General features: G+C 40.3%; 9 protein-coding genes and 1 pseudogene. 2 read left to right on the forward strand and 8 right to left on the reverse strand.

The features are described 5' to 3' along the window. The 6 genes from V7138_RS24825 to V7138_RS24850 form a co-directional block, all read right to left on the reverse strand. Positions 1-118 (reverse strand): GTP-binding protein (locus V7138_RS24825; protein WP_335402657.1); only part of this gene is annotated, 118 nt, incomplete at its 3' end. A gap of 31 nt (positions 119-149) precedes the next feature. Next, positions 150-836 (reverse strand): urease accessory protein UreF, encoded by a 687-nt coding sequence (locus V7138_RS24830; RefSeq protein ID WP_335402645.1) that lies wholly within the window; start codon positions 834-836, stop codon positions 150-152. Beyond that, positions 829-1,284 (reverse strand): urease accessory protein UreE, encoded by a 456-nt coding sequence (ureE, locus tag V7138_RS24835; RefSeq protein WP_335402647.1) that lies wholly within the window; start codon positions 1,282-1,284, stop codon positions 829-831. Before ureE ends, V7138_RS24830 begins: the two co-directional genes overlap by 8 nt. Before the next feature lie 10 nt (positions 1,285-1,294). After that, complete coding sequence (gene ureC / locus V7138_RS24840; protein WP_335402648.1) at positions 1,295-3,007, reverse strand: urease subunit alpha; 1,713 nt, start codon at positions 3,005-3,007, stop codon at positions 1,295-1,297. Then, on the reverse strand, positions 3,004-3,327 hold the full coding sequence (gene ureB / locus V7138_RS24845) for an urease subunit beta (RefSeq protein WP_335402649.1): 324 nt from the start codon (positions 3,325-3,327) through the stop codon (positions 3,004-3,006). Before ureB ends, ureC begins: the two co-directional genes overlap by 4 nt. Before the next feature lie 22 nt (positions 3,328-3,349). After that, positions 3,350-3,652 (reverse strand): urease subunit gamma, encoded by a 303-nt coding sequence (locus V7138_RS24850; RefSeq protein WP_335402650.1) that lies wholly within the window; start codon positions 3,650-3,652, stop codon positions 3,350-3,352. Between the two features lie 297 nt (positions 3,653-3,949). Between V7138_RS24850 and V7138_RS24855 the strand changes: the two genes are divergently transcribed. Both V7138_RS24855 and V7138_RS24860 read left to right on the forward strand, forming a co-directional pair. Then, positions 3,950-4,894: an urea transporter gene (locus V7138_RS24855; protein WP_335402652.1), complete on the forward strand. Its 945-nt coding sequence runs from the start codon at positions 3,950-3,952 to the stop codon at positions 4,892-4,894. Positions 4,895-4,986: 92 nt separating this feature from the next. Then, a complete protein-coding gene (locus tag V7138_RS24860) occupies positions 4,987-5,205 on the forward strand; it encodes a hypothetical protein (RefSeq protein WP_335402654.1) in 219 nt (72 codons plus the stop codon). 359 nt (positions 5,206-5,564) lie between these two features. Here the strand turns inward: V7138_RS24860 and V7138_RS24865 are convergent, their stop codons facing one another. Together V7138_RS24865 and V7138_RS24870 are read right to left on the reverse strand one after the other, a co-directional pair. Then, positions 5,565-6,827, reverse strand: a complete 1,263-nt coding sequence (locus V7138_RS24865; RefSeq protein WP_335402655.1) for a glycosyl hydrolase family 18 protein — start codon at positions 6,825-6,827, stop codon at positions 5,565-5,567. A gap of 251 nt (positions 6,828-7,078) precedes the next feature. Further along, positions 7,079-7,247 (reverse strand): annotated as a pseudogene (locus tag V7138_RS24870) (amino acid ABC transporter ATP-binding protein); the annotation flags it as partial. Positions 7,248-7,351 lie beyond the last annotated feature (104 nt).

Below are 7,351 nucleotides of genomic sequence, written 5' to 3' on the forward strand. Positions count from 1 at the left end.
TATCGTTTGTAATAGCGGCCATACTGATTTCACCTTGCATATGCCGGGTTAATTTTTCAACCAATGCTGTTTTTCCAGCACCAACAGGTCCCCCTACTCCAATTTTAATAGGTTCCATAAAAACACTTCCTTTAATCTATTAATCAACATTAAGACGCGAAAATTCGGACATTCACACGTTCATGCTGCATTTGCGATAGTTCCAGACCGGGAGAGACAATCCCAAAGTCGTCTTCGTCCATTTCCTCTACCTTTGCAACAGCCTCTGTTAAAACATCTTGAAACTCTTGAATCGTTTTCTGACCTGCTGTTTGGCCCAAAGGTATAGCCCGAACCGCATTTTGCACAAGGCTTGAAACAGTCGAATATAAATAGCACAAAATAGTAGTGAATGCGGGCACACCAAGATGTTGGCCCACAATCGTAAATACAATCGCCGGATGCCCGAAAGATTTGTTTTGTTTGATTCGCTCACCGTACTCAGACAGAACCGGAATGTCGTAAAGGGATTTTACGAGTATGAGCATCCTGTCTCCTACCCTTTGGGTACCCTCTCTCGTTTCCCTTGGCAAGTTTTGCGCGTTCAACATCCGGTCTAACATCCATATTTTTTCGAAGTCTCCCTTTTCTAATGCTTCGTATACGAGGCGGCAGGCAAGACCGTCGGAATAAACGAGCTGCTCATTTACATACACATGCAACCAGCTACTGAATGATTCTTGATTATGTACTTTGTCTGCTTGAATATAAGTCTCCAGCCCATATGAATGACTAAACGCCCCTGTCGGAAAGTTGGAATCACATAACTGAAATAATGAAAGGATATTTTTATCCATGGCTGTGCCCGATATGGCGAAACGCCTTTTTCACTTTCCGCTTTTCACGTTGATAAGGAATCTGAAGCTCTTGCAGTAATTCTTCTACGAGGTAATCATACTGAACAAGCATCTCGTCCTCTTCAAATTGGGCCGGGAGATGACGATTCCCCAGTTGGTGGGCAATTGTCCCCATCTCCTTCAGGCTACGTGGTTTTATCACAATTAACTCATCGGAAAGGACATCTATGATGATTAAGTTCTTTTCATCCATATAGAGGACATCACCAGCAACGAAGTCACGCGGTTCTTTTAATCGAATTCCAATTTCCTTGCCATGGTCGGTCGTCACCCTCTGAATCCGTTTCATTAAATGATCGCTTTCAAGGTACACCTTTTCAATATGGCGCTTTTCAATCTCTTCTTTTTCCATATCATCAATATTTGTTACAATTTTTTCTACTAACAAGATCTTCACCTCAAAATAGGAAATATCGTTGTCCCATTGGTACCTGGTCAACCGGCTCACACGTAATTAATTCTCCGTTTACCCTTACTTCATACGTTTGCGGATCAACCGTTATTTCAGGAGTTTCGGAATTCAGCTTCATATCTTTCTTCGTCAGTTTCCGAATACCTCGAACTGGAAGAATCATTTTTTGTAGCCCAAGCTTTTCATGCACTTTCTCATCGAAGGCAGCTTGGGAAATAAACGTAATGGATGAGCTGGATAATGCTTTTCCGTATTGCGCATACATTGGACGATAAATAACAGGCTGCGGTGTTGGGATAGACGCATTCGCATCACCCATCAATCCCTCGACAACAAATCCATTTTTCAGAATCATTTCAGGTTTTACCCCGAAGAAGGCTGGATTCCAAATCACAAGGTCCGCAATTTTCCCAACTTCGATGGATCCAACATGCTCGGAAATTCCATGGGTGATAGCAGGGTTAATCGTATATTTAGCAACATAACGCTTTGCACGATTATTATCAGAAAGCTCAGTATCACCCTCTAAAATTCCCCTTTGTTTTTTCATTTTGTCAGCCACTTGCCATGTCCGCAAAATAACTTCGGCTATCCTTCCCATCGCCTGTGCATCCGAGCTAGTCATACTGAATACACCCATATCTTGGAGAATATCCTCAGCGGCAATGGTTTCACGTCTAATGCGTGAATCGGCAAATGCAAGATCCTCTGGAATAGAAGCATTTAAGTGGTGGCAAACCATTAGCATGTCCATATGCTCATCCACTGTGTTCACTGTATAAGGAAGGGTCGGATTTGTTGAGGACGGAAGAATATTCATATAGCTGGCTGATTTAATTAAATCCGGCGCATGTCCGCCCCCCGCTCCTTCTGTATGGTACATATGTAAGACACGATCTTTAATTGCTGCCATCGTATTTTCCATAAATCCGCCTTCATTCAACGTATCGGCATGAAGAGCGACTTGCACATCATATTTGTCAGCAACCCTTAATGCATAGTCTAAGGCAGATGGGGTTGCTCCCCAGTCTTCATGAACTTTCAGACCTATAGCACCGGCACGCACTTGCTCTGCTAGTGGCTCTTCGGCAGTCGCTTGCCCTTTTGAAGTGAATCCAACGTTAATTGGCAATCCTTCCGCTGCTTGGAGCATTTTGTGCATATGCCATGCACCAGGAGTAACCGTTGTTGCTTTTGAGCCGGCAGCTGGACCTGTACCTCCCCCAATTAATGTCGTTAGACCCGCAGCTAATGCTGTTCTAATTTGTGTCGGGTTAATAAAATGAACATGGGTATCGATTCCACCAGCTGTTACAATCATTCCTTCACCAGCAATGATTTCCGTTCCCGCTCCGATCACAATATCCACCTTATCCATAATCAACGGGTTACCAGCTTTACCGATGCCGGCAATTTTACCATCACGGATTCCGATATCTGCTTTATAAATGCCGGTATAGTCTAAAATGACTGCGTTAGTAATGACCAAATCTGCAATTCCATCACCACGTGTTACTAGAGGGTGTTGCCCCATTCCGTCACGAATTACCTTCCCGCCACCGAATACCACTTCTTCTCCGTAGACAGTATGGTCCTTCTCAATTTGAATAATTATATCTGTATCTGCCAAACGAATAGAATCTCCTGTAGTCGGTCCATACATTTGGGCATACTGCTTTCTAGACATTTTGAAACTCATTTGTTATCCCTCTTTTCTAGTGAGCCGTCTACTTTATTATTAAATCCATAGACACGACGTTCTCCGGCATAATCAATCAGCTCGATTTCCTTTTCATCTCCTGGTTCAAAACGTACAGCTGCTCCAGCGGGGATGTTTAGACGTTTTCCGTATGCTTGATCTCTATCAAATTGGAGTGCTTCATTGACTTCATAAAAGTGAAAATGGGAGCCCACCTGAACAGGACGGTCTCCTGTATTTGTCACAGATAATTTGGATGCTTCCCTTCCGGCATTACAAATGATGTCTTCTTCTTTTAAAAATAATTGGCCTGGCTGCATGTAAATAGCCTCCTGTTACTTTTTATTTTATTGGACTATGTACGGTCACAAGCTTTGTTCCATCTGGAAACGTAGCTTCTACCTGGATATCATCAAGCATCTCCGGAATACCTTCCATTACATCATCACTTGTCAAAATCGTGGCTCCATATTCCATCAATTCTGCAACTGTTTTTCCATCACGTGCACCCTCTAATACTTCATGGGTGAGAAGTGCAACTGCTTCTGGATAATTCAATTTCAATCCTCTTTCTCTCCGCCGCCTAGCTAGGTCGGCCGCAACAACAATCATGAGCTTGTCTATCTCACGTGGTGATAATAGCATGGTACATCCTCCTATTTTTAAAACTTTTTAGAAATTTAACTAAACCTTTTTGTATGTTCTCCAGTTTTTTCCTTATTTAAACAAACCATTTATTTAAAACAATAAATAAAAACACCGGCAACCGACTGGCTTTTTAAAGATATGCTTTTTTTATGTGATAATCGTGGTTCTTTTTATTTAATCCTTATTAACAGGAGATACTATCGAGGAGGTAACGAAGAAAGAATAGAATTACTGCCGTGAAGTTACGGCTTGTTTTGAGAGAGATCACGATTTATTTTTGGAAGGAGGGATTTCGTGGATAACACCAATCCCAAGCCATGGGTAGAGGGAAGATTATTCTCCTTTCTGACGTCGGCTCTAAAAGGCATTTCTCAAGTTATGCTCATTGAAAATGCTCTTTCTGGAATTATCATACTCATAGCTATAACAATCTTTTCCTATTCTTTAGGAATCATCGCCTTTTTATCAGCCTTGATTGCCAACATTATGGGGAGGATAGGAGGTGTGGAGGAACAAACGATCAATCAGGGGCTGTTAGGTTACAATTCCGTGTTGACAGGAATAGCACTGACCTTATTCCTAACAGGGCCTTACCACTGGATATTTGCCCTCGTTGGGGCTGCAGTTACGGCAGTATTTACAGCCAGTATGATTCATGTTTTGAAGAATACGGGGATCCCCGTTCTTACTTTTCCTTTTATCATCCTGACCTGGTTTACATTGCTCGCAACTTACCGTTTGAAGGCTATTCACTTAACCGCAAAGTTGGTACCTGAGGATATTTTCTATTGGGGATTGGATACGTCTGGAAAAATTAACTGGTCAGAAGCGGCATTTAACGGAATTGGACAGATATTCTTCGTTCATAGCACTTTATCAGGTATTCTGCTTTTTGCAGCGGTTTTTTTGGCAGGATGGAAACTGGGCCTTTATGCTATTTTAGGAAACTTGCTGGCTTTATTGACATCATTTTTCCTTGGAGGAGAATACAATCCGATTTACATGGGGCTTTATGGATACAATGCGATATTAACCATCTTAGCCGTGTCAGTCGTATATAAGACAGATCAAAACCGTCTTGCGTTTTTCTCCGGCATCGTTGCTACTTGTGTAACTGTTCCGTTAATAGCAAGTATAACGACTTGGCTTCAGCCATTCGGACTCCCGGCTTTAACCATGCCTTTCGTTCTTAGTACATGGCTTTTCCTGGGGGCCAGAATGGTCATGCCGAACCTTTAATTAAAAATTACTCGCTTGCTATGTAAATAGTAGGCATACACCATCCTGTTTAGGGAAAACTTGAATGAAATTACTACTTAGGAGGAGCTCATATGTTTAAAAACTTCGAAATAAGACCAATGTTTGAAGATCAGGTTCATGAACGTCATCAATTTACAATAACTGTTGATGGAACTGATTATCAAGGACTTTTCCACGAAGGAGAAATTCATTGGTTTCATCCACATCCTAAACATACTTTCGAGGAAAGCCATGTTGAAGCGATAGAATCTCAAGTCCACGAAAAGATTTCAGAACACCTGGAGCAATAACTATGAAAAAGTGGCTGATTTAATTTGTAAAATCTGTTGGTTTTTGGTCGGAATGTCCTTCATTACCTGATGAAGGACTTTTCCGAACAAATTCATAGACAGAATATCCTTCATCAGAATTTGGTCTATAAGATAACCTGGCAAACGCCTGATCCTTCTTGTCTATAAACAGCTATATTTTCTTTTTTGAGACAATTTGGTTCCAATTCCCGAAATTCGTTAAATCCTTTGTACAGAAGGAACACTCTGAATCATGAATCGTTTAACACCTCTTTTTAATTCAAAATAAAAACGCCCAATTTGTGGACGCAAAAATAAGTAGTATCCCGATTATCTTTCATATATTACCTACAATAATCCTATACCTTTCGTATTGTAAAAAACTTTGTCAAAAGCCATGTTCCTGGAGAAAAACCTAGTGTTAATTGCCATGCACCAAGACCTTGCAATCCATATTCATGAATAAGTAACATTTTAGCCCCCATGCTTCTTACGTCTTCAAACCATACTTCATGTCTCAATCCCGTTTGATCCGTATAATAAAAAAAAGGAGACTCATATTCAGTTGAATATTGGATCGGTGATTGAAACCTCATGGCTGTTTCCATAGCTCGTTCATTAGAAATTGCTGGAGCAACCCTACCCGGACTATGCGGAATAATCCAATCATACCCATATAAAGGCATGCCTATAATAATTTTTCTATGGGGAACATATCTTATGGCAAATTCAATCGTTCTTCGTACATCTGTAATTGGTGCAACAGGTCCTGGTTCACTTCCGGCATGGTGAAAATCATAAGCCATGATAAACATATAGTCGACCACGGACCCTATTCCCCCAAAATCGTAACCCCTAAGCCAAGGGATCTCTTCACTTGTTTTTGCAGGAACAGCAATGGTTAGAGTACGCCCTAACGGCCTTAATCGATCACTCAATTCCCGTAAAAAACCTGTAAACAGATCTCGATCTTCAGCTAATACTCGTTCGAAATCGATTGTAATCCCACCATAACCTCTATTGGTTACTAAATAAGTAATATTATTTACTAGATTTGTTCTCGCAGTAGGATTATTTAATACTTGATGAACAAGTTCAGGACTAAAACCCTGAGGTGTCAAATTGGTAATCGTCGCAAGCGGTCTCACCCGATAAATCCAACTTGTTTGAATAGCGGTCAAATCATTTAAAGCGTTAGCGATATCCCCATTGCCTGCAATGTGGTAGTCAAAAATAGATAAAGATGTTGTATAAGGGGCAAAATCTCGAATTAAAGCTCTGTCCAATTCTGGGGTTCTTGCAACGTAAAAGCTGAGTGTGGATGCGGGGAAACTTGAAATATGCGGTATGGTTAATCTTATTCCTGGTTGCAATGTAGCTGGAGCGACGTTTGGATTTGCATTCATTAGTTGATCTAGGGACAAGAAAGATTTTCTAGCAATCTTGGAAAAAGTATCACCAGGTTGAACAATATAAGTATATAAAGGAATGAGTAAGGCCTGACCTGGAACAATATTCGTTTCATTTAAACCATTCACCAGTCGAACTTGATCAATGGATATTCCGTAGCGATTACTAATCGAAAATAAGGAATCACCAGCTTGAACCTCATGATAAAACATTTTATCCCTCCACAGCACCAGGATTATATTGATTTCAGATCAAATCAATATAAAAAATATTTGTTCCTTTATTATATGAAAAATTTTTATACGGACAACACTGTAAAGTTTATTTTTTCAAAAACGCAAAAAACGATAAAAATAGGGCCAACCGCTATCTAATTCAGATTACGATTGCCCTTTAATTTTCATAATAGGTTAAATAAAAATGAAATGGGAGAGTTATCTTAAAAAAGCATAAAATCTTTCAATTATACGTGAACTAAACTACGTTTTAGGAATTCCCTTGTACGACCTTGTGTTAGGTTATTGAAAATATGCTCTGGCTTCTTCTGCGATGACTCCCTTGTCCATAAATACGACTCGATCCGATACTTCTTTTGCAAACTCCATTTCGTGCGTTACGATTAGCATTGTAAGGTACCAGATCCAGAGGAACCGATGATGAAGTTGGAGATGACACGTTCATAATAAATTGAGGAATATGAAAAAGCAACGCCTTTATGTAAAATGTACCCTATAGA

It is taken from the genome of Bacillus sp. JJ1533 (assembly GCF_036965045.1).
Lineage (GTDB): Bacteria > Bacillota > Bacilli > Bacillales > Bacillaceae_L > Ferdinandcohnia.